The organism is Psychrobacter sp. Sarcosine-3u-12 (genome assembly GCF_002836005.1).
GTDB lineage: Bacteria > Pseudomonadota > Gammaproteobacteria > Pseudomonadales > Moraxellaceae > Psychrobacter > Psychrobacter okhotskensis.
This window is the reverse complement of record NZ_PJBY01000072.1, coordinates 1-23984: the sequence shown is the minus strand read 5'-3', so window position 1 is coordinate 23984 and position 23984 is coordinate 1. Positions and strand designations below refer to the sequence as shown.

Sequence of the window (23984 nt, the reverse complement as noted above, 5' to 3'; positions counted from 1 at the left end):
CAATCCACTTTTCACCTTAAAAATTTTTTCACCTCAGAACTTCAATCCCAATCAATCAACGACACTTGTCCAATTCATGGATCGTTCATATTTTTAACTCTCTATACCATCTTAATCTTCAGTACCGTTTAACTTTCAACATTGTCGCTACGTAAGCTAAGACTCGTTATCAGTGCCGTTTTTAAGGTTTCGAGCTTATCGGCTGATAAGGGTTCGTCATTTCGGTCACTTATATAAAACATATCCTCTGCACGTTCGCCCAAAGTGGTAATACGGGCTGCATGCACCTCAATTTGTTGCTGCAAAAATATCTGACCGACTCGTGCTAATAGTCCTGGCTGATCGAGGGTTTCTAAGCTCATAATGTGCTGATCTGAAGCTTCATTAAACTCAAAATTAATCGTCGTCGCCACTTCAAAGTGCTTGAGCTGGCGCGGGATACGTTTGTGCGTCAATTTTGGCACTGTCGGGTTTTTGAAGGCATCGATCAGTCGCTGTTTAAGCTCTTGTTGGCTGTCTTCATCAACCAGTAGCGTGCCACTACGATCCAGCAGCACATAGGAATCCAAGGCAAAGTCACGGGTGGCAGTAATGATTCTTGCATCCAATACGTCTAGATTCATCTGATCAAAGACTGCCATGGTAACTGCAAACAAGTTGACCTGATCTTGGGTATAAACGAAGACTTGCACTGCATCTAGCGCCAGCTCACGATGTTCACGTAACACGACTAATGGCGGGCTATTGGCATCAGAGGCACGACCAATGGGTGGATGGTCCAAGATGGCTTCGGTATGCCATAAAATATCTTCAGCAATCTCGCGCAAAAAGTATTCATCGCCCAAATCATCCCACAATCTAAGTACCTCATCGCGGTTCATATGTTGATTATCGACATTGTCTAACATGACCAATGCTTGCTTACGCGTGGCACTAATCATGTCTTGGCGATTGGTCGGTGCATCGATATCAGCACGCAAAATACGGCGCGTTTGCGAGTATAACTGTTTCATAAGGGTCGCCCGCCAGCTGTTCCATAACTGTGGATTGGTGGCATTCATATCGGCGACGGTCAGCACGTACAGATGATTGAGATGGGTGACGTTGCCTACTAAATCTGCAAAGAGTGTCACGACTTCTGGGTCTGAGATGTCTTTTTTCTGCGCAGTCATCGACATTAATAAGTGATAGCGGGTCAGCCAACCAACCAAATTGGCATCAGCGACACTCATGCCGTGTGCCAAGCAAAATTCAATCGATTCAGTCTCACCAAGCAAGCTATGATTGCCGCCGCGGCCTTTGGCAATGTCATGGAACATCGCTGCCAATACCAAAATCTCTTTGCGCTCAATACGCTGAAAGATAGCGCTGACCAGCGGGAAGTCTTCATAAAAACGCGAATCGGTGAAGCGGTGCAAGATACGAATTAAAAATAAGGTATGCGCATCAACGGTATAACGATGAAATAAATCGTATTGCATCAGGCCGGTGACTTGAGAAAAAGCAGGAATATAATTGCCCAAAACCCCATAACGATTCATGGTGCGCAGGCGATGAAACAAGTAATTCTGTTCTTTTAGATTGCCCAAAAACAGCGCTTGGTGGTTAGGGTTGTCACGGTAAGTCTGATCGATGCCACGCGCGGCGATTTTTAGCGCTCGCAAGGTATGGGTACGGACGTTTTTGATGCCATATTGACCCATGAGTAAAAACATCTCTAAAATCGACTCAGGATGTTGGGCAAAAACGCGATGATGCGCCATGGCAATTTGTTCGCCGACTTGGTTAAAGCGCGCGTTTATGGGTTGCTTTTTTGGGCGCTCATCATCAGGCAGTTGCGGCTCGATGATGGTCTCATAATAGTGATTGGTCAGCATCTCAGACAGCGTCGATATCTGCATGGCACAGCGATAGTAATCGCGCATAAAACGCTCAACGGCGGCGTTAGGCTGATCGTCTGGCTGCGCTTCATAACCCATCAGTTGGGCGATATCACGCTGATAATCAAAAAGCAGCTTGTTTTCATTGCGCCCAGTCAATTCATGCAAATGATGACGTATTTGCCATAGATAGCCTTCGGCAAAGCTCAGCTCGTCAAACTCTTTTTCGGTCAAGAAGTTCTGCTGCACCAAGTCATAGAGCTTGCTCACTCGAAAGTAGCGCTTGGTCACCCAGCCGATGATATGAATATCACGTAGACCACCGGGGGCCGTTTTAATATTAGGCTCAAGGTTATATTCTGTGGCATTGTGCTGCAAATACCGCGCTTTGGCCTCTGCAATCTTTACCTCAAAAAATGCACGCGGCGACCACTGTTTGTTGACGATCTGAATAGGCACGTCTTGCAAAGCCTCATTACCAATGAGCAACCTTGCTTCGAGTAGTGCACTGGCAATGGTATGGTCAAGCGCTGCTTCCACGCCATCACTGACACTACGCACGGATAAGGCAGGCTCAAGTCCGATATCCCACAGTAACGCCACCAAGTTATCAATCTTGCTACTGGCATCAGGACCAATCTCATTGGGAGCCAATAATAGAATATCGATATCGGAATATAGGGACAGCTCGCCGCGCCCATAACCACCAGTGGCGAATAACGCCAAATCGGTCTTATCCAGCTCAAACCATTTAAACAGGGCGATAAGTAGACTGTCTATAGCACAGGCGCGTGCCGCCACCAGTTGACGAATATTGATACCACGCTCAAGCGCGCGGCTGATATCTTCATTTATTTGGGTTAACCATTCAGGAATGCCGAGTAGGCTTTTTTCCGCCGGCAACAGTGATGCCGTAGGTGAGGAAAAGGAAGGCAGCGGCGTCAGATCGATCGAGGCGGCATCACAAGTAAACATGAGTGTTATCCCGTTAACAATTTAAAAAGGTGGATCATTGAAGCCAATAACTTCTTGGAGTTATAAAACTGAAAAATCGATAAGCACAATACGACGGTATCGTTGTCGATTGAGTTAAGAACATGCTCTAATAATAGCGCAAAAAAAAGACCGCCTAGGCGATCTTTTTTTGTACTACTGAGTTAAAAAGCTTAAGTCTTCTTCGGGGCGCGTTGTAAACACCTCACAGCCGTTATCAGTCACGACCATGGTATGCTCCCATTGCGCCGACAGCTTGCGATCTTTGGTAATCGCTGTCCATTCGTCTGGCAAGATTTTGGTCTGCCACGTACCTTGGTTAATCATCGGCTCAATGGTAAAGGTCATGCCCGTTTTTAACTCAAAACCTGTGCCTTTTTTGCCGTAGTGCATGACTTGTGGCTCATGGTGGAATTCATCACTGATGCCATGACCGCAAAACTCACGGACGATACTAAAGCGCTCAGGCTCGACCACTGCTTGAATCGCTGCACCAACGTCGCCGAGACGCGCGCCGTTTTTGACCACACTCATGCCAGCATATAGCGCGTCTTGTGCGACTTTGCAGATACGCTGCGCCATGATAGAGCCGTTACCGACGATCCACATTTTTGAGGTGTCGCCGTAGTAGCCGTCTTTGATCACGGTCACATCAATATTGATGATATCACCATCTTTGAGTAGCTTGCTTTCGGTTGGGATGCCGTGACAGACCACGTGGTTTACTGAGGTACAAATCGATTTTGGAAAACCGTTGTAATTCAGCGGAGCAGGGATGGCTTTTTGCACATTAACGATATAGTCATGAGCGATTTGGTTGAGGGCTTCGGTACTGACGCCAACTTTGACATGCTCATCGAGCATGACAAGGACGTCGCTGGCAAGTTTGCCGGCCACACGCATTTTTTCTATGGCTTCTGGGGACTGGATAAGGGATTTTTTAGTCATCATTGTGGTACTTATAGTTATGGGTTTTATGTGGTCAATTATAGCATAAATCGACAACATGCTGTTTGAATGCAAGTCATTGACTATTTCAATCATAGTGATATTAAACGACTTTATATGCACATATATGACTATATAGTCATCAATATAGGACTATTAGCATAAAAATTCCATTGAATATTGCAAAACCGACTCTAGGTGCTCTGAGCACAGGTCTTCTGTTAATGACGATGCAAACTACTTCGGCGCAAGCGGCTGGACAGTATTATAACTGTGCCAATGCTACTGGATGTGAGCTAGTCAGTAGCAAACACTGGACGTCAAATCACACGGATACCAAGTACCCCGTTGTATTGGTGCATGGCGCTAATGGATTTAATAGGCTGTTTGGGGTACTCGACTACTTCTATGGTATTCCACAAGCTTTGATAAATGGTGGGTCGAATGTATTTGCAACTAAAACCTCTGCTATCCACAACAGTGAGTTTCGCGGTGAACAATTATTGCAACAAGTCAAAATTATCAGTGCCATCTCAGGCAGCCCTAAAGTCAATTTACTTGGTCACAGCCAAGGTGGTATCGACATTCGCTACGTTGCTGCAATGCCGACCAGCTATTGTGGTCAACCCGCTGATACTGAGGTTAATGGCATTAAGTATTACTCATTTAGTGGTGTTGGCCAGATAACCAATGGTCTTGATCCAAGTGATTATCTGTTAGCTACTACAGGACTTGCGTTTGCTGGCGAGCCAAATGATGGTTTAGTGTCTTCTTGTTCAAGTCGTCTTGGCTATGTCATCAGAGACAATTATAAAATGAATCATTTGGACTCTGTCAATCAAGTAGTAGGATTGACCGCTTGGGGGCAGCCTAATCCAAAGTCTCTTTATACTACTCAGGTTAATCGTCTCAAAAATGAAAGTCTGTAACACTATCAAAAGCTTGTTGGAATATAAAGCATTAACATGAATGACTATTAAAGCTATAAAAGCAATTATTTATTAATTAATGACTGAAAAGTCACTAAAAATCGCCCCGTATATTCTAAAAAACGATTGAATGTTACAGAAGATAGCAGTATGGTAATTTTGGTTGCTAAATGATTTAGCAATAGTTTCTTTATAACTTTTGCAGTAAGTGCAATATAAGTTTATATAAAGGAACTGCCAAACTTTAACGATAACAAGGATGTTGTTATGACTAAAAAACCCTCTCTTGCCTCGGCTCTCACGCCTAGCGCATTTTTACCCTCACTTGGTGCTATCAGTGCCGGTTTGCTCCTAATGGCGTTACAAACCACATCAGCCCAAGCGGCTGGTCAGTACTATAATTGTGCCAATGCCACAGGTTGCAATCTGGTTAGTAACAAATACTGGACGTCCAATCATACGGATACCAAATATCCAGTTGTCATGGCACATGGTTTAGGTGGCTTTACTAAAGCGTTTGGGTTGGTCGACTATTTTTATGGTATCCCTGAAACATTAATGCAAGGCGGAAGTCAGGTTTATACAACCAAAACGTCTTCCGTCCATAACAGTGAGCTCCGCGGTGAGCAATTGTTGCAACAGATTAAAACCATCAGTGCTATTTCTGGCAGTCCAAAAGTTAACTTGCTGGGACACAGTCAGGGTGGTATTGATATCCGCTATGTGGCTGGTGTTGCTCCACAATACGTCGCTTCAGTAACGGCAATCTCAAGCCCAGAGCAAGGCTCAAAGATGGGTGATTGGGTTATGAAACAAGTTATTGAAGGTAGTGCTAAGGATGGTTATGCTGACGGTGAGTTTAATGTCGCCTCACAGATTACCCTTGGTGTCTTTAAGTTAGTTGGTAACTTGACGGACATTAGCGCCGGTATAAGTTTTAAAGAGTTACAAGAGCAGGACGGTTGGGAGGCACTTCAAGCCTTATCTACTGATTCTGCTACTAAGTTTAATGCTAAATTTCCGGCAGCGATGCCAACCAGTTATTGTGGTCAGCCAACAGCTACCGAAGTCAACGGCATCAAATATTACTCATTTAGTGGTATCGGTCAGGTAACCAATGGACTGGATCCTAGTGATTATCTACTGGCTTTAACGGGAACGACATTCGAGGGTGAGCCAAATGATGGCTTAGTATCTGCCTGCTCAAGCCGACTCGGCTATGTGGTTCGTGATGACTATCGAATGAATCATCTGGATTCTGCCAATCAATTATTAGGTCTAGTCGCGTGGGGTCAACCTGATCCAAAAACGGTATACCGTGATCAAGTGAATCGTCTTAAAAAAGCCAATTTATAATTGGTTAATGAGTGGACTATAGCCTTGAGTCTGCAAGCGTTGTGTAAGAAAAGGGTCAACTGAGTTGACCCTTTTCTTATATGGGTAGCAGAGGTTATATATTCACACAAACAAATTTTTTATTCATGCTATCGCTTGGTGCCTCTTTCATATATTAGTATGCTACACACATATCAACTGACTTATTAAATAAGATATTTTCGTTATGCCAAACAATCGCCGTTTACCTTATCTTCCTATCATTATTATCGCTGTCATCATCGCTATCACTGTGGCGATTATCATGTGGTTTAAGCCTGACCAAGGCACTGCTGGATCTTCTGAGACTACCTCTACAGCAGTGGAGAATAACGCCAATAGCACAATGATCAATAGTTCTGATGCTAATAGTGGGGTGGCGACATTGTCTGGTCAAAATAACACTCAATTCATCACAGGGCTTGAGAACTTGCCGCGGTCTTTACAAGGCACGGATGTAGACGGTGAAATCATCATTGATGAAAATAAACAATTAGTCGTTACCGAAGGCTTACGCCGCTTGTTCGATTATTTCTTATCGGCGCTTGGTGAAGAAAATGACGCTGTCATCTATGCTCGCGTTGAGAGCTATATCCGTAATCACACGCCAGAGCCTGCCGCCAGTCAAGCGGTTGCCATATTTGACCAATATATTGCCTATCTAAAAGCCATCCCTGAGATAGAAAAGCGTTATGGTAATCTGCAATTGCAGGCGACCAAAAGTGGCGAGTTGGATTTGAATGCGGTGACACAGCAAAAGCAAGACGTCAGTAAGCTACGTCAGCAGTATTTTTCCAAAGAAACCATCACCGCCTTCTTTGGTACAGAGGATGACTATGACGATTATAGTATGGAGATGGTCAGAATCAACCAAAATACCCAGTTGTCTGATGCGCAAAAAGAGGCGGCAAAACAAGACTATATTAGCCGCATGCCGGACAACACTACCAAGGCCAATATTGCACAACAAGCCAATCTAAATGAGCTAATGACTCGTACTGAGCAGATGAAAGCCAAAGGCGCAAGCCCCGAAGCACTATACAATATGCGTCGAGAGCTGGTCGGTGCGCCTGCAGCAGCGAGACTGGCACAAGTAGATCAAGAAGACGCCAATTTCGATCAGCGTTTTGATCAATACCAAACACAAAAGCAGCGCCTATTGAGCCGAAATGCGGACAAAGCGCAGGCACAAACCCAAATCAATCAGCTCGAGCAGCAGTTATTTAACGATACTGAGCGCAAGCGCTTGGCGGGTTATGCGGCGATGCAACAACAAAATGCTGCGGCTGCCCAATAATTCCTAATAATTAGATACGGGGCAAATGATTATTTGGCAGTGAGATGTTCGATAAATAACAGCTTGATCGATCATCGGTTGATAAGTCGATAAGTCGATAAGTCGATAAGTCGATAAGTTGATAAGTTGATAAGTTGATAAGCCAAAAGTAACAAGCAGACTCGCCATCACACAAAAGTGTTAGCAGCTTATGGCGCTGCTAACAAGACCTATTAGCAAATCACCTGTATAGTTGGCACAAACCACGTCTCAATCTATACCTAATCTATCATGACAGTCATATGGCAGTCATGCATAATAGCGCCCATGTGCTGCTCAATGAATAAAGTGCTGGTCAATGAATAAAATAATCAAACAGGCGCTATAAAGCTCCGCACATGTCTATAAAAATTTGCTTAAACCTTTTAGGAGATACTATGAAAAACATGACTAAAATAATGATGGCTGCGACACTTGCGGTAGGTACATTGGCTGCAGGTTGCCAAACTACCCCTAGTGTGACCGCGCCTGTGACTCAACCAATTACTGTTGATGCACTACAAGCATATAACTGGCAGCTTGTCGATGCCAAACGCAGCAATGGTGACAAAGTCAGCCAATTGTTTTTTGACCCAAGCAAACCATTAACGCTAAAATTCTTCAAAGACGGTACGAGCAACCGTGTCACCTTTGCTAATACTTGTAATAACATGGGCGCTAGTTATAGCGTCGTAAATGACAATGTGGTGTTAGGTAATGTAATGTCGACTATGATGGCATGCCCTGAGCCACAAGCAAGCTTCGATACAGCAACTATGGCGACGGTACAAGGCAAATACAGCATCAATAACAATGCGAATAACGTGCCTATCTTGACTATCCGTAATGCCAATCAAGTGGCGTACTTTAAAGCTGTCGCAAAATAATTTGCCAATTCAATGACGCAACTTAATCAGTAATTCCTGTCTTTGATATGCCTCACTATGTAGTGGGGCATTTTTTTATCCAAAATATGCTGCCGTTTGCGCTACACTAAGGTCATCAACTTTTGTAGTGATGGATTGTTGGGGTCGATTAATCCTCTTTGCTGTTATATAACCTTAGCTTTTACTCAAGCATATTTACCGCACCATTAAAACCCTATTGGACTTTATTTCATGTTAAAACCGATTGTTTTGAAACCGAATAGTAATGTACATTACCTAAATAAAATAATCGTCATAACGGCTATCACTTTTTTAACGGGGATGGTCCTAACAGGTTGTCAGACATTGCCGAACATGACCGCACCCAATGCTGCTGTCAATATAATGACGAACAATCCGCTGACAGCCCGCATGTCAGCAATAGATCGGCAAGGGTATATTGCTTATGTTGAGGAGCAAGGCTTTGGCGCTGCAAAGATATCGACACTCTATAGTATTCGCCCTGATGGTAGCGACCGCCAATTGATTGATCAGCTCAAGGGTTATATCTATGCGCCAGCGTGGTCAGCAAATGGTCAAATGCTGGCCTATAGTAAACAAGCGCTGCGTCAGCATCCAAAGATTTATATCTATGATCGCAAAAGCAATACCCAAAATCTGGTGGTAAATGCTGAGGGCAGTAATTTGTCAGCATCATTTTCGCCTGATGGTCAAAAACTCCTCTACAGCTCAACCGTCGGCGGCAATGCCGATATCTATGAGATGCGCCTAAGCGACGGTAGTACCAAACAGCTAACCACCTTACCGAGTACGGAAGTGCAGCCAAGCTACGCCAGCGACGGGCAAAGCTTTGTTTATACCAGTGATAAGGTCCGCGCTGGTCGCCCCAGTATCTATCGCTATCGTTTTGCCACAGCCAATGCAAGCGTGATACCGACAGCGGGCTATGCGGCCAGTCCGCAACTGAGCTTAGATGGTCAACGTTTGGCCTACCTTAATGGTCGCAAGGCGGCGGTGATGACGCTGGCTACTGGGCAAGTTATCAATCTAGCCGAAACGGGTCTTGATGAACCCGCTCGTCTGTCACCTTCCGCGCAGTATGCCGTCTATCCCACCAAGCTTGCACAAGTGGGCAGTCAAAATGGCGGCAGCTTGGTCATTCATTCATTAACAGGTAATACAAGCTATGCCATTGGCAGTAAGACGGGAGGCGTCGTACGCTCACCCATTTGGGGACGGTAAGAGTAAAACCTATGTATTATGTAATGGAATGTATATATAATCACTGACAAAGAAACATAAGTTGATTGTATAGCCTGCATTTTAGAGGTGGCTTAGCCATCGCTTAAATTCGTTAAAGCCAATGCGCTTATAGCCATATCGCCTGCCATTCAAAAGAGAATAATCAAGCTATGGGTAAAAAATCTGGTATAAGCAAGCTGACAGAACGAATCTGAGTGGAGCAAAGTTGAGTAAATTGTAACCACATACTGCCAAATTGTATAACCGAGCCATTAATATGTTGGATTAAGCGAGTAATAGGAGAGAGCGGTTCATGCAAGAGTCTTTTTTAGTCTTTATCACTAAAATCAGTTTGTACCCCACGATTGTTTTTACGGGGCTTGTGATGTTCGTGACTCTATATTGGCTGGTGTCTTTACTTGGCATGGCGGATATGGATAGCGTGGATTTTGGTGAGGCAGATGGTGATGTCTCCCCCTTGTCATCGCCTGGCTTTTTTACCGGTCTCATGCTCAAATTTGGTCTTTATGGCGTGCCTTTAATTATCATACTAAGCTTGATTAGCTTAATCGGTTGGCTGCTAAGCTACCTATATACCAGCTTTTTACATCAATATTTTGACTCTGGTCTTTTGTATTACCTATTCGGTACAGGGGCGCTCATTTTTGTACTGGTCGTCTCCATGTGGTTGACGGGCATTATCATTTCACCCATTCGCAAAAATATCGCTAAAATTCCCAAACGGAATGCGTCTAGCAATATTGGCAAAATCGCCGTTGTGCGCACCCTGAGTGTGACCGACAAACATGGCGAAGCAGAATTAAACGATGGCGGCGCAGGATTGATACTTAAAATTCGCTCAGACACTAATGATGATTTGCTAAGACAAGGCGATAGAGTGGTATTGATAGAGTATTTAGACGAAGCCAATACCTATCGAGTCGCTTCTGTCAAAGATGAGTAACTGTCACCAATAATGTAATCGTGATGGCTATTAATAGTCGCTGTTAGCGTAGATTAGACGTGCAGAGTAAATAGACGGCAACGGTTAATGAATAATGATTCAGTAAGATAAAAATAAACTATTTTTAAGAATGGTCGTAACGGTTTTAAATTCGCTTGTGGTTGATTCAATATAATTGAGATACAAGAAAAGTGAGTGCAAGTCCTACGAATAGTAGGCTGAGCGCGTTTAATGCCGTATCTGATTTATGTAGGATTGACTATAGAATGTTTTAATTAAAGGAATGGATATGGACATACTCATTATCGTCGGCGTGGTTGTGGTGCTGGCGTTTGTTTTTATGATGGTAGCACTTTTGATGCTCAAAGCCTTTTACTTCAAGGTTGAGCAAGGCAAAGCACTGATTATCAATGGTGTGAGTAAAATCGCTGTACGTTTTGATGGTGGCTTTGTTTGGCCTATCATCAATAAAAAAGAATTGATGAGAATCTCACTCATCACCTTAGAGGTTGATAGACGAGGTAAAGAAGGACTGATTTGCGCGGATAATATGCGTGCGGACATTACTGTTGCATTTTATTTGCGAGTCAATGAAACCGAAGAAGACGTGTTAAAGGTTGCCAAATCGGTTGGGGTTGAGCGCGCTTCTGATAAAGTCGCTGTCAATGAGCTGTTTAACGCTAAGTTCTCAGAAGCACTAAAAACTGTGGGCAAGCAGATTGATTTCGTTAAGTTGTTTGAAAATCGCAGCGAGTTCCGTGACAGTATCGTCCAAGAAATCGGTAACGATCTGAATGGCTATGTCTTAGAAGATGTGGCGATTGATTATTTAGAGCAAACGCCGAAAGCGTCACTTGATTCAAGCAATATCTTGGATGCTGAAGGTATCAAAAAGATTACTCAGCTAACAGCCTTCCAAAACGTCATCACTAACGAGCTTGAGCGTGACGAAGAGTTGGCCGTTAAAAAGAAAAACGTTGAGACCAAAGAGGCAATGCTGGAGCTTGAGCGTCAACAAGCCGATGCCGAAGCCAAACAGCAACGTGAAATCTCTTCTGTCATTGCGCGTGAGACAGCTGAGACGCGCAAAATTGAAGAAGAAGAGCGCAAAAAGTCTGAAACCGCGATTATTTCAGTTGAGCAGGACTTAGCGATTCAGCGCGAAAACCAACAACGTGAAATTGAAGTGGCTGGTCAGAACCGCTTGCGTGCGGTTGTGATTGAAGAAGAGAAAGTCACGCGTGCTCGTGATTTAGAAATCGTCTCACGTGAGCGTGAAGTTGACTTACAACGTATCGAAGCTGAACGCGCAATTGAGCTTGAGAAAAAAGAAATCGCCAATGTCATTCGTGAGCGTATCGCGGTAGACAAAACGGTCGCGCAAGAAGAAGAGCGTATCAAAGAAGTCCGCGAAGTGAGCGAAGCCGAGCGTTCTAAACAGACGCGCGTATTGGCAGCCGAAGCAGACGCCGAAGAAATCAAAGTACGTCAGGTCAAAAAAGCCGAAGCCGAAGAGCTTTCAGCCAAGCACAAAGCCGTCGAGATTACCACGCTGGCTGCCGCTAATCTTGAAGCCTCAGCCAAAGACTCGGAAGCCAAAATTAAAATGGCGGAAGGTATCAAGGCTGAAGAGTCGGCACACGGCTTTGCCGAAGCGGCTATTCAAGAAGCCAAAGCGTCCTCGCTTGAAAAAGAAGGCATTGCCAAAGCCAACGTTATCAGAGCAACTGGTCAAGCCGAAGCGCAATCAGAGCGTGAAAAAGGCATGGCTGATGCTGAAGTTATCGCGGCGCGCGGCGAATCCAACGCCAAAGCTGAGCGTGATATCGGGCTGGCAAATGCTCAAGTTATCGCCGCTCAAGGCGAATCAAATGCCAAAGCGGAGCGTGAAGTGGGACTGGCAAAAGCGGAAGTCACCCGTGCGCATTTCCAAGCCGAAGCCGATGGTCTGGTCGAAAAATTCAATGCGATGGGCAGCATGAGCAAAGAAGCGCGCGAGCACGAAGAGTTCCGTATGGGTCTTGAGACTGCGCTGCAAGAAGCCATGGCGTCTATCGAAGCTGGTAAAGAGATTGCCAAAGAAAACGCTGAAGTCTTGGCGGTTGCGCTCCAAAAAGCCAAAATCGATATTGTTGGCGGTGAAGCGCACTTCTTCGATAACTTTGCCAAGTCACTGTCTATCGGTAAAGCCATCGATGGCCTAGCGGGTAAATCAGACACATTGAGCGGTATCATCAATACAATGATGGCCAGTCAAGTGATGACTAAAGCGAATAAGCAGAATGATGATGAAACGGCTTAGTATCATCGTTATTCGACACGACTGATTTATTATCAGCAAGATTTGACCCATAACTTTTTCATCAATAAGCAGTCTGTCATTTAGGTGGCGGATTGCTTTAACCAACTCAATCTAAAAGCTTTAACAGAGCAGTAGTTAATGACTACTATTAACCATGAGTTGGCTAATCTAAAAAAACAAGTAGTCAATGCTGGTTTTTTTAGATTAGCCAAGTGCTTATTTAATTCAAAACTTCCTTAGATTTATCTTATTGCCCAAAAATACAAATGGACGAGCAACGATGGCGGACACCCAAAACGCAACCAATCCAAATAATACCAATAGTCATAATCAATCCGAGCAAACGGATCAAGCGGTCGCCTCAGGCAATGCTTATGAGCTTATTAAAAAGCGTCTTACTGAGCAGGGCAGTCGTCTAGAGCAGCAAACGGCCAAGCTGAACAATGCGCGCTTGCAAGAGTTTGGCAGTACCCAAATGCAAGTCATCGCTCGCACCCGCATTCGCACCGAATATAACTGTGTGGCGCAAGACATGGTGCAAGTCGGTGATTATATGCTATTCGGCTACAACGTCTTTATGGGTCTCAAACGCGCGAGCAATATCAAAGATGTGTTGTCGCTATATCGATTGATAGATCCTCCTAACAAGAATGTTGGTGATAATAATAGTGAAAGTGCTGCCGATATTGATAATGGTGAAAGCACGGCACATACTGAAAGCGCTACAGATAACAATGGGAGCCGCGAACACACTGAGCAAGAGTATCAGCTAGAAGAAGTGGATCTAAAAAACACCTTCTTAGATCAAGAGGCCTTTGTTCAAGACTTTAATGAGCTGTATCGATATTATAAGCAAACACGGCTGATTCAGCTGACAGTCAAAGACAGCAAGCTGCTATTGGCGTTTCAAATTGGCGAGCGTATCACCGATATTCGCGTCTTTCGTTTTGCGTTAGATTTTAGTCAAGGCACACCTGAATCGGCTCAAATTGCTTACGTAGACAATCGAGGCGAGCGTGATATCGAGTTGCCGCCTGCTTACGATTTTGATTGGATTGAGACCACTCGCGAGCAGATGATTAATGGCAAGTATCCGCATATGAATATCTTAGATACGGTATTTGTAGAAACCGTCGGCGGCGATTTGACCATTAAAATTGAGGACAATACCCAGTCAGGGCAGGGTATCTATAGTGAGCCTGTAAATGATCGCACCCAGTCGCTGACCGATGCCGAGATTGCTTATGCCAAAGTTGGCAGTTTAATACTGCTCAAGATACTGCCGTATCGCGAAGACAGCTATCGCTATTTTGTTTATAACACCTTGACCGAAACGGTACTGCGTTTAGACGCAATTGGACAGTCGTGTGTGCAGCTGCCTGAGGATCACGGCATTATATTTCCGGGGGGTTATTATTTACAAACGGGCGAGTATAAGCTGTTTGATGCCAATAATGTCGGTGCCAAAGACTTAAAGTTTAAACGTAAAATCGTATCGCCCAATGGCGAAGATGTGTTGTTTTTATTCTATGATGTCGCTTTAGGTGTCACAGGTCTGTTTCCCTACAACCTTATCAAAAAGCAATTGGCAAACCCCATTTATTGTAATGGTATGGCGCTGGCAGAAAATGGGCGCTTGGTGCTGTTTAGTGACCAAAGTGAGCCGTCACGCATTCACCCGATGCAGATATGGCATACCCCTTATGCCTCTCCTGAGTATGTCAGTGAATTACCTGAAAGCACGAGCTTCTATGGCAAAATTGGCAATAAAGAATTGGTGCGCGGCATCTCAGATCTCTATAGCATCACCCGCCTCATTGACAATCAAAGCGTGTCACAAAAGCTCTATGAAGAATTAGCCGACAATACTAGCCGTCTCTTTGATAGCTATTACTGGCTGTCTGAGCCTGAGCTGAGTGAAGTCGCCAGTAGTATTAAGGAAGTGACGGCGACGGCTGAATTGGTCATTGATGAGTTCGCCAAAGTACAAAGCATCCAGAAGCAAACCCAAACGGCATTGGCCGATGCCGACACGCAGCAAAATGAGATTTTGCGGCAGATACGCGTTACCACCTTTGAGTCTGCCAGTGATTATGTCGATCAGCTGTCAGCATTAAGACGGCAAAAGGGCCGTTTGGTTAGCCTAGAGGATTTACGCTATTTAGATAGTGATAAATTAGAAGCGTTGCAGACTCAGCTAGCAACAGCAGAGAGCGAGCTTGCCGAAAAAACCGTGCTGTTTTTAAGCGGGGAAGAGGCACTCTCAAGTTACGAAGGTATATTGATCGATGTCAGTGAGCGTTTAAACACAGCAGAAACTAATGCTGAATTAAAACCTGTACTAGAAAAAATTGATGAGACAGCGCAAGGCTTAGATTTGTTGACTGAGCTATTAGGCACATTAGATGTTGCTGATGCTACGGTACGTACCCAAATTATCGATGATATATCGACCATTTATGCGAGTCTCAATCAGAGCAAAGCCAAGCTTAATCATAAGCGCAAAAATTTAGGATCGGCTGAAGCAGTCGCGCAGTTTGGCGCGCAGTTCAAGCTATTTGGTCAGTCGATTGCTAATGCCTTATCCATTGCCAATACGCCTGAGAAATCAGACGAGCAAATGGCAAAATTGCTGGTGCAGTTGGAAGAGTTAGAAAGCCAGTTCGCGGACCCAGAGAGCGGTAGTGGCGATCAATTTTTAGCCGACATCATCAGCAAGCGTGAAGAGATTTACGAGACTTTTGAGAATCATAAGCAGCAATTGCTCGATGCCCGCAACCGCAAAGCGCAGAACTTAGGCGATGGCGCGCTGCGGATGCTTGAGAGTATCAAAAAACGCACGCAAAGCACAGGCGTCACCGGCTTTAAGGAAGAGGAAGCGCTCAATACGTATTTTGCTGCCGACGGACTGGTACAAAAAGTACGTAATATCGCCAAAGAGCTGCAAGCGATGGGCTTTAGTGTCAAAGCTGATGACATCGATGCCCGCTTAAAAGCCATTCAAATCGAAAGCTATAAGAGTCTAAAAGATAAGTCAGACTTGTTTGAAGATGGTGGTCAAATCATCAAACTGGGCAAGCACCGCTTTTCAGTTAATACTCAGCCGCTTGATTTGACCTTATTGAGTCGTCAACAGTCAGATGGCAAGCGTGTGCTGAACTTACATCTAACGGGAACAGATTATTATGAAGTGCTTAATAATGCTGAGCTAAACGCCTTGCGGCCGTACTGGGATATGAATATCGCATCCGAATCTGACAAGGTATACCGTGCGGAGTACTTGGCTTATAGCATTATCGAAAGTGCCAAAAATAGCCAAGACGGCCTGACTGAAACGCGCCTATATCAAGCATACGATGCGACCATCATTACCCTTGATATTAATGGTGATATTGATAATGACAGCCCATTGTCTAAATTGGTCAAAGCTTACGCCACCCCTCGCTATCAGCTCGGTTATGACAAGGGCATTCATGACCATGATGCCACGCTATTATTGATGCAAATACTACCGACATTGCGTGAAGCAGGGCTACTGATTTATACCCCGCAAGTACGTGCCTTGGCACAGTTGTTTTATTGGCAATTGAACCTCGTGCAAGCGCTTGGCTTAGACGCCTTACGTCAGTTTGGTTATGATAATTGGCTGAATGAATCAGTGCTGACGCGTGCGAGCAACTGGACAGATAGAGCCGCTACCGCTGAGCAACTGCGCCGTGCACTGGGTAGCGACACAGCCAAATCTCTGCTCGTTGAGGACATGAGTCAAATCATGCATCAGTTTGTCGCCGCTCATAATGATGACAGCATTGGTGTTAATAAAGGCAGTAGCGTTGATAACGGCGCTAGTAAGCAGTCAAAATCAGGCTTAGATTCAAAGCTAGGTTCTGAAAATAGCGATATTCATAACGCTAACATCTTTAAACCAAGCTATGTCCAGCTTGCCAGTGAGTATCTGGTGAGCGTCATAGGGCAGGCGAGTATCTCTGATAGTGGCGTAGATGCCAAGATAGACTGGCAAACGAGTCAACAAGCGCAGCAGTTGTGTGAGCAGTTAAGCCAAACGTTGAATAGTGCGTCAGGTAGCACGCAAAATACGACCAGTTTTGAGCAGCTACAGTCTTCAATCGGCAAGCTTGGCTTTCAGCCCAAATCGGCCTATGAGCTATTGGCAACATGGTTTCATGCGTTACTTGATAAGACCTATGGTGATACTGAGTCGGCTAACGTATCAGCTGATGGCACGGATGAGGCAGGCGCGGCCCTCACTGAAGAGCAGCTTGCTGAGAGTCAAGAAAAAGAAGCACTACGCAAACAACAGCTAGAAAGTGGCCGTCATTATGTGCCCGAAGCGATTGCGGTCTTACTTACCCAGTTAAATGATACCCAGCGTGAAGCCTTGGTACAGCGCCTCATTGATTCAGGTATTAGTTTCGATAAGAGCGCCACTGGCACGCCATCTACACTGTCATTCTCAGCCACAACCTCGCTGACCAGCCTCAACAATCCGCTCAATCAAGTGCAGAGCTTTGAGCGCAGCACAGGTAAAGTATCGCTTGAGATTCAAATTAATAACTTACTAGGTGAGCATACACGTATTCATCAGCAGACCTTGACCTTTGCGGTCGATGACTTCTTAAATCGTCTGCATCACCATGATACCCAAGTCATCCCTGCTTACAGACGCTATCTAGCCATGCGCTCAGAGATTTTGCATGATTCAAAAGAGACGTTGCGACTGGACGAGTTTATGCCGCGACCACTGTCCTCCTTTGTGCGTAACCGTCTGATTAATGAGAGCTATTTGCCGTTAATTGGTGACAACCTCGCCAAACAGATGGGCACGATCGGCGAGGATAAGCGTACCGATCTGATGGGTATCCTAATGATGATATCGCCACCAGGTTACGGTAAAACCACCTTGATGGAGTATGTGGCCAATCGTCTCGGCCTTATCTTTATGAAGATTAACTGTCCATCACTCGGTCATGATGTCACCTCATTAGATCCCGAAAAAGCACCCAATGCCACCGCCCGAGAAGAGCTGAATAAAATCAACTTAGCCTTTGAGATGGGCAATAACGTCATGCTCTATCTCGATGATATTCAGCATACGCATGCGGAATTTTTGCAGAAGTTTATCTCACTCGGCGATGGCACGCGCCGTATCGATGGCGTCTGGCAAGGCAAAACCAAAACCTATGACATGCGTGGCAAAAAGTTCTGTGTGGTCATGGCGGGTAACCCGTACACCGAAAGCGGTGAGGCCTTTAAAGTCCCTGATATGCTCGCCAACCGCGCCGATATTTATAACTTGGGCGATATTATGAGCGGCATGGAAGAGGTATTTGCGCTCAGTTATATTGAAAACTCACTGACCTCTAATACCGTCCTCGCACCATTGGCCAACCGTGACTTAGCGGATGTTCATCGTTTGATTAAAATGGCAAAAACGGACAATGCCAACCTCGCCCAAGCACAGAGCAGCGAGCTGACGTATCCGTATAGCACTTCAGAGGTTAACGAGATTATCGCTATCTTGCGCCATATGTTTAGGGTGCAAGAAGTCATTCTTGACGTTAATCAAGCCTATATTGCCTCAGCATCACAAGATGATAAATACCGTGTCGAGCCAATATTTAAGCTGCAAGGCAGTTATCGTAATATGAATAAGATGACCGAAAAGCTATCGGCGGTCATGAATGAAAACGAGCTGAACCAGCTGATAGACGATCACTATTTGGGTGAGTCGCAGCTATTGACCCAAGGCGCAGAGAGCAATCTTCTCAAGCTTGGCGAGATGCGCGGTGTGTTGACTGACGCAGAAAAAGAGCGTTGGGCACAAATCAAAGCCGACTTCTTACGTAATAAAGCCATGGGCGGTGAAGACGGTGATACTGGCGCGCGTATCGTTACCCAGTTGGTCGACTTGGCTAGTGGCTTCAATACCATCAGTAGCCAGTTTGAGACATACTTAACGAAAAATGACCCAGAGCAAATCGCCCGCTTACGAGAGGCAGGACAACAAGCACAACTCAATGCCCAGTTAGAAGCACAGAAAATCCTTGCCGATAGCGTCATTAACAATGCCAAAGTCGTCAGCGACAGTATCGACCATAGCTTTGAGAAAAGCGTGAGTCAACTGGTACAAATATATAAGCACAATCACAATACTGAAAAGGCGGAAGGCGAGTATCTCAAACAAAATCAAGGCGCGCAAAAAGCGCTGATGATGCAGCTGGTGGATGCTGTTGAGCAACTGGCACAAAAAATGGCTGATAGCTTGTCTAATAGCTTAACAGAGAGCCTGCTTAAGAATGATGAGAACCAAACGGCAGACAGCGATACGCTTGATGTTCATCAACAGACCGCGCTGATGGCAACAGCTCTTAAAGAAGCGCTTACGCCACTGACGATGCGGATGGATGAGAAGCTGGCAATTGATAGCAGTACCGATCAATCCGGCAAGCTTATCGTCAATAGCCTCAACAGGCTAAACAAAATCTTTGATGACTATGATTGATACTGACGATTAACGCTTATAAGCAATAATGATAATTAGAACTTATAATTAATAGGCTATAGCGATAAGTTATTGATGTATAGTCGTGGCAGTTGATTCGACTATGTTAAACAAACCAATGAGAAACGTATGGCGCACAAAAAGAAAAACGTCCGCAAAAAACTCTGCCCTGTCTGCGAGCGCGAATTTAGTTGGGCGAAGAAGTTGGATAAAAACTGGGAGAGTATGGTCTATTGTTCCGACCAATGCCGCCGCGTAAAAAAGTATGAAGGGTTAGATCATCAAAAGTAAGAATTTAAATCTAAATTTCGCGTTGGTTGTAGGCTGGGTTTTTAACCCAGCCTTTTATACTATATTCAGTCCAATATGAAAAAGATACAGCGGGACTGGGATGCTTAGTTTTTAATATGATTTTTGCAGCCTCTGTCGGCATAGGCACAGCAAGCCAGAAAAATTTATACCAGTTTCGCGTTATTAAATAACGTATCCATTTTATTTAGTATTAACTATACAAAGTGACGCAGGGAAGCTCATGGCACACAAAAAAGCAAACCTACCGCAAAAAGTATGCCCAGTCTGTCAGCGCCCATTTACGTGGCGCAAGAAGTGGGAAAAGGATTGGGAGCAGGTAATTTATTGTTCTGAGCGCTGTCGGCGGAGTAAGGATAAAACAGAGTAATTTTAAATGTCGATAATAGAAAACTGCCACGTCTTTAATCGAAGTATCTTTAAAAAGTAGAAGGTGCAGCTCATTTTTTGTTTTGCTAGGCTTTATCAATTCATAAAAACTCAATAATCAAAATCTCAGTCGTTGCTAGATGTTAGCTAATGACTACAAAGAATGTTATTTGAATCATGGTCAAAACGTGAAATAGCGAATCGATTCTATCTCATTCAGCACTCCTGTCGCGATAACATCGCAAAAATATTTCAATCAACAAAATTCCATAAAATACTCGAAGTTACTAAGCTTATAATCTATAATGCTTTTTTTAAATTTTCTGTTTTTCAACAGACCCTAATATCTCAAAAATATACTCAATTTAACTCATATTCAACTAGGTCATGTTCTTATTTTTATTACTATTTTAAAATGCGGACACGCCCTAAACATTCACATCAAATTTTAAGGTTCTAAGGATAGGATGAAACAAATACAATTTAAAGGTGACGGATCAGAGTATTTTAAGATATGGATTGTGAATGTTTTATTGTGCATCGTCACCATAGGCATTTATTACCCTTGGGCAAAAGTACGTACGCGTCGATATTTTTATGCGAATACTGAATATGCAGATCGATATTTTGATTACCATGCCACCGGAAGACAGCTGTTTCTGGGCTACTTAATCGGTGTGCTGATATTGCTTGCCCTACAGGTGGTAGGCTCTGTTTTACCTACCGTCGGAGTCATTTTACCCATTATTTTATTTGCTTTTATTCCTTGGATCATCTGGCGCAGTCTCAAGTTCAATATGCGCATGACCAGCTTTAGCAACGTGCGCTTTAGCTTCATAGGCAATCTAAAGCCCGCCTATATTATTTATATGCTTATACCCATATTGGGTTATGCAGCAGTTGCGTTGCTGGCCTTTGGTAGCCTAGTCCCAATGACCAGTCTAGATGAAGGTTCTGATTTAAGTTTTGCCTTCATACTATTTGCCGTAGGTATCATTGCCGCGATAGCCATAGGCATTTTTGTCACAGGACTCTTTACAAAAAAAGCAGCAGAATACCAGATTGGTCAGACAAAATTTGGTCAAGGTCATTTCTTCATCAACATCAACACCGAAAAATTTATAAAAATTCAACTTAAAAAAATGCTAATCATTATTGGTTGTTTATTTGTCCTATTAATACTCTCCGGCTTAATATTTGCGTCTACGTTGTCGGGCGGATTTAACCTTGGCAGTATTTCCAGTGACATCGAAAGCGCAGATGCAAATCCATTATTCGTTGTTGGGTTTTTGGTTATGTATTTTGGTTTTATTGCCACGTTCTTATTCGCTACAGCCTATTCATTTAGCCGTCAACGTCAGTATCTGTTCGAAAATACCACGTTGGATAGAGCCATCACTTTTAAGTCAACCGTCAGCGCTAAAGGTTATTTTTATGTGTTAGCGACCAATATGCTATTGGTTCTATTTACTGCGGGCTTAGCATTGCCTTGGGCAAAAGTCCGTGTGGCCCGTTATATCGCTGATAACTCTTGGATAGAAGCCTTAGATATAGATATCAATAGTTATCTGACCCAAAAAGAGCAAGAGCAGTCTGCTATTGGTGAAGAAATTGGTGATGTTTTAGATATCGATATAGATATTGCCATCTAAGCCAGATCCTATTAACCGATACCTTATTGATCGACACCTTATTTCAATCATGGCTTGGTTAATGGCATCCTTGATTGCTTCGTTTAGCTAGTGGATACAGTGAGAACAGTAATGATAAATTCAATATCAGGCAAATGGTATCCCAAAGACAGCTCGGTTCAATACGCCGCGCAACTCACGGTAGCTAAAACGAGATATGAGGTAAAAATTGTATCTAGTGAGACTGGTAACGACAGCGAAAGACATCAAAATATCACGGGTCAGTGGTCGCAAGTGACGATCAATGATCGCTTAGGAAATACTGAACGCAAGCTTACACTCACTGATGGCTCACTCTTTACGACTCACAATAATGATGCTATCGATACTATAATCAATAGTAATAAAAACAGCGATACAGCCTCAAAGTGGCGTTTACGCTTACATCGTCATGAAACAAAAATGACCAGCGTCTTGACGATGTTGGTCATCACTGTTGTTTTTGTATTTAGTTTTATTAAATGGGGTATTCCTTGGACGAGTCAAACAGTCGCTCATGCGCTCCCTCAGCAGACAGGCGAGTTTATAGGTCATCAGTCATTAGATTTTATGGATCGTTATTTTTTAGAACCCACTCAAATAAGTGGTACTGAACAACAGCAAATCATATATCGGTTTAAGACACGCCTTAAACCATTCGGTGGCGATGACAATATTCAGTATCGGCTACACTTTCGGGATATGAGCATAGGCGGCTCAAGTCTGCCAAACGCTTTTGCATTACCGTCTGGCGATATTATTTTGACCGATAAGTTTGTAGAATTGAGCCAAAATGATGATGAGATAGATGCGGTACTGTTACATGAGATGGGTCATGTGGTCGAGCGTCATAGCTTAGAGATGCTCACTCAGAACTCATTAACCACGATGATTGTGATAATGGTACTGGGCAACCCAGACGGTATCAGTGAGCTTGCTACGGGGTTGGGCACGGCACTGGTGTCAAATCACTATTCACGTCAGTACGAAACCGAAGCCGATGAGTTTGCCTTTAACAAGATGCTTGAGATTGGCATTGATCCAAAGGCCTTTGGAGATATCCTGAGCCGTATGGAAGACTACTCGACTACAGCAACCAATGCAGAAGACGTTGATGACGCTGCAGACCAACCAGAAGCTGAAGCCAATAATGAAAAAGTTGAAGAGGTTGAGGAAGACAAGTTGTCTGACTTCTTATCAAGTCATCCTAATACTCAGTTGCGGATTAAAATGGCAGAAAAATATAGCAAGTGCTTTAAGCAAGGGCTAAAGGTTTGTGAGTAATCACAGTGAAAAACCTGCCCCATCTGCCAGCGTCCGTTTACGTGGCGTAAGAAGTGGGAGAAAGACTGGGAGCAGGTGATTTATTGTTCGCAGTGGTGTCGGCGGGCTAAAACTAAAGATAATTGAAACTACGTTTCATCACTACCGAACGTGTTTTTTAACGGTTTTATTTCACAAATATTTTTAAAGAATTTTTGTATTTTATTTTTGGTTGCAGGTGTTTCTAGACCTATTTCATTAAATAATACACATGCTGATAGTATGGCCTTATAGGCTAATTCAAATCTATTAAAGCCTAAACTATGCCCATAGGACTTATGTAGACCTTGTGATCCATGCACTAAATTGGATCTCTCGTTATATATATCTGTAGAATACTGACCCCATTTATTACATTCACCATGGAACCTACTTATCATACTTGATGTTCGTTTGCTGAAATTTTCTGATACCTTGCCATTATCTTCCTTTGGATCCGTAACTATGCGTTCCATAGCTGTAACTAGTTTAATAGTTTGAGCACTTTCATTGATATCCTTTGATGCCTCACCGAACCAATAAAATGCATCAATTAAACGATCGGCGAATACTTCTTTATCTTTTGGAAAAAGAGCATGAGCAATTAATTCTTTGATAGTATCTCCTAACTCTGTTTTTAGATAGTCACTAAAGAATTTCCAAAAATCAGTCAAGTCTTCTCCAAATGAATGTGAGCCACCAATTCGATAGTGATTATCATCATATGCAAGGTAAAGTGTAGTTTGGTTTTTAATTGGATTGTGCATGGTATTTAATTGGCTAGCTTTCACGTTGTACAAGTAGGTAAAAACTTTGATAACACCATAAATAAAATCAGCTATGTTGAACGCTCTTTTTTTACTCATTTCTTCTGAAGAGTTTAAGATCGTCAGGCAAAGTAGTTTGTCATAGCTATTCGGATTGTTATATTTTATATATAGTCAGCTCAAAATAAAATTGTTATGGTTAGGATAAAC

16 protein-coding genes are annotated in these 23984 nt (G+C 43.7%); 13 read left to right on the top strand and 3 right to left on the bottom strand.

Features of this window, described 5'->3' with window-relative positions; genetic code table 11:
* Positions 1–128 precede the first annotated feature (128 nt).
* Together glnD and map are read right to left on the bottom strand one after the other, a co-directional pair.
* The gene (glnD, locus tag CXF65_RS02320) at positions 129–2855 is read right to left on the bottom strand and encodes a [protein-PII] uridylyltransferase (protein WP_101210906.1); all 2727 of its coding nucleotides are present in this window, start codon (positions 2853–2855) and stop codon (positions 129–131) included.
* Between the two features lie 174 nt (positions 2856–3029).
* Positions 3030–3821, bottom strand: a complete 792-nt coding sequence (map, locus tag CXF65_RS02315) for a type I methionyl aminopeptidase (protein ID WP_392397124.1) — start codon at positions 3819–3821, stop codon at positions 3030–3032.
* Positions 3822–4045: 224 nt separating this feature from the next.
* Here map and CXF65_RS02310 point away from each other — a divergent pair, with 224 nt between their 5' ends.
* From CXF65_RS02310 to CXF65_RS02250, 13 genes are all read left to right on the top strand, one after another.
* Positions 4046–4750: an esterase/lipase family protein gene (locus CXF65_RS02310; protein ID WP_025652128.1), complete on the top strand. Its 705-nt coding sequence runs from the start codon at positions 4046–4048 to the stop codon at positions 4748–4750.
* Positions 4751–5017: 267 nt separating this feature from the next.
* Positions 5018–6106 (top strand): esterase/lipase family protein, encoded by a 1089-nt coding sequence (locus CXF65_RS02305; RefSeq protein WP_101210905.1) that lies wholly within the window; start codon positions 5018–5020, stop codon positions 6104–6106.
* Positions 6107–6311: 205 nt separating this feature from the next.
* Positions 6312–7421, top strand: coding sequence for a lipase secretion chaperone (locus CXF65_RS02300; protein WP_101210904.1), 1110 nt, complete (start codon positions 6312–6314; stop codon positions 7419–7421).
* Between the two features lie 416 nt (positions 7422–7837).
* The gene (locus CXF65_RS02295) at positions 7838–8326 is read left to right on the top strand and encodes an META domain-containing protein (protein WP_101210903.1); all 489 of its coding nucleotides are present in this window, start codon (positions 7838–7840) and stop codon (positions 8324–8326) included.
* Positions 8327–8557: 231 nt separating this feature from the next.
* Positions 8558–9568: a PD40 domain-containing protein gene (locus CXF65_RS02290; RefSeq protein WP_101210902.1), complete on the top strand. Its 1011-nt coding sequence runs from the start codon at positions 8558–8560 to the stop codon at positions 9566–9568.
* Between the two features lie 313 nt (positions 9569–9881).
* Complete coding sequence (locus CXF65_RS02285) at positions 9882–10532, top strand: OB-fold-containig protein (protein WP_101210901.1); 651 nt, start codon at positions 9882–9884, stop codon at positions 10530–10532.
* A gap of 289 nt (positions 10533–10821) precedes the next feature.
* The gene (locus CXF65_RS02280; RefSeq protein ID WP_264754719.1) at positions 10822–12834 is read left to right on the top strand and encodes a flotillin family protein; all 2013 of its coding nucleotides are present in this window, start codon (positions 10822–10824) and stop codon (positions 12832–12834) included.
* 280 nt (positions 12835–13114) lie between these two features.
* A complete protein-coding gene (locus tag CXF65_RS02275; protein WP_101210899.1) occupies positions 13115–19357 on the top strand; it encodes a DNA repair ATPase in 6243 nt (2080 codons plus the stop codon).
* Between the two features lie 129 nt (positions 19358–19486).
* Entirely contained in the window at positions 19487–19648 is a 162-nt protein-coding gene (locus tag CXF65_RS02270) for a DUF2256 domain-containing protein (protein WP_084212304.1), read from the top strand.
* A gap of 241 nt (positions 19649–19889) precedes the next feature.
* A complete protein-coding gene (locus CXF65_RS02265; protein ID WP_101210898.1) occupies positions 19890–20036 on the top strand; it encodes a DUF2256 domain-containing protein in 147 nt (48 codons plus the stop codon).
* A 466-nt stretch (positions 20037–20502) separates the two neighbouring features.
* Positions 20503–21687 (top strand): YjgN family protein, encoded by a 1185-nt coding sequence (locus CXF65_RS02260; RefSeq protein WP_101210897.1) that lies wholly within the window; start codon positions 20503–20505, stop codon positions 21685–21687.
* Between the two features lie 111 nt (positions 21688–21798).
* A complete protein-coding gene (locus CXF65_RS02255; RefSeq protein WP_101210896.1) occupies positions 21799–22989 on the top strand; it encodes a M48 family metallopeptidase in 1191 nt (396 codons plus the stop codon).
* Between the two features lie 21 nt (positions 22990–23010).
* Entirely contained in the window at positions 23011–23115 is a 105-nt protein-coding gene (locus tag CXF65_RS02250) for a DUF2256 domain-containing protein (protein WP_101210918.1), read from the top strand.
* Between the two features lie 2 nt (positions 23116–23117).
* Here CXF65_RS02250 and CXF65_RS02245 read toward each other — a convergent pair whose 3' ends face one another.
* Positions 23118–23873 carry a HEPN domain-containing protein gene (locus CXF65_RS02245; protein ID WP_101210895.1) on the bottom strand — a complete coding sequence of 252 codons (756 nt, stop codon included), beginning with the start codon at positions 23871–23873 and terminating at the stop codon, positions 23118–23120.
* Between the last annotated feature and the right edge of the window lie 111 nt (positions 23874–23984).